Below are 999 nucleotides of genomic sequence, written 5' to 3'. Positions count from 1 at the left end.
TTTAATTACGCAACAAAGCCATTAATAAGCTAAATGAGTCCAACACGATTGTCATTTCAAATAAGTATTTGCAATTAAAAGTTGAGGAACTTCGCCTGACTCACGAGCACAAAGAAAAGAAACAAACAGAGAAAGAAGAACAGGCTGAAATTAAGGCTCAAATGCGTGAAGAAGCGAAGATTGAAGCTGAGATCAAGAAAGCGGAACAAGAAGCCATCAAAGAAGAAGCACGCTTTTCTAAAGCCCTTGTGACCGCTAGAAAACAGCTTGAGTCAGCGAATGACGAAGCCCGTAGTAAACTGGAAGAACAGATCGCACAGCTACAGTCTGATCTTGAAGCCGCAGAGCAAAAGCATCAACGTGCACAGAGTATGGCAGAGCAAACCAAGCAAGGTCACGTTTATGATATTAGTAATATTGGCTCGTTTGGAGAAAATGTTTATAAGATTGGTATGACCCGCCGGCTCGAACCAATGGATCGGGTCAAGGAGTTGGGTGATGCTTCAGTACCATTCAGTTTTGATGTCCACGCCATGATTCACACCACTGACGCACCTTCTCTTGAGAAAGAGTTGCATCGCGTATTCGATAATGACCGTCTGAACATGGTGAATAGGCGTAAAGAGTTTTTCCAAGTGGACCTATCTGACATCAAGAAAGCTGTTAAGAACTTCGATATTGATGATGCTGAGTTCATCGAAACGGCTGTAGCACAGGACTTCAATGAAACTAAAGCCATACGCAAGCAAGCTGAGTTGAAAGAAGCAATCGAGCTTGGTGCTATCACCGATTTAACTAAGACGAAGGAACCTGAATTTGCTGAAAGCATTTAAAGTGTACTAATTCAGCCCTGATCTGACAGTTACCCATTTTTGACTCGGTGCCTATCAGATTTAATCTGGGCTAGATTTTTAAGCCCAGATTGATTTCCCATCTTCCAGCTAGCTAATTCAGTTAGTACAGATCTACCCCAAAACGTATATGGAATCCACGTATTTA

Annotated in this window: 1 pseudogene; it reads left to right on the top strand. The window is 42.0% G+C overall.

Annotated features, from left to right (window positions below):
• Positions 1 to 17: 17 nt before the first annotated feature.
• Positions 18 to 833, top strand: a pseudogene (locus AACT19_RS21115) (GIY-YIG nuclease family protein); the annotation flags it as partial.
• Between the last annotated feature and the right edge of the window lie 166 nt (positions 834 to 999).

The sequence above is a fragment of the Vibrio sp. 10N.222.47.A9 genome (genome assembly GCF_963872585.1).
Classification (GTDB): domain Bacteria; phylum Pseudomonadota; class Gammaproteobacteria; order Enterobacterales; family Vibrionaceae; genus Vibrio; species Vibrio splendidus.
Note: the sequence above shows the minus strand (reverse complement) of the source record. Positions and strands in the feature narration are given on the sequence as shown.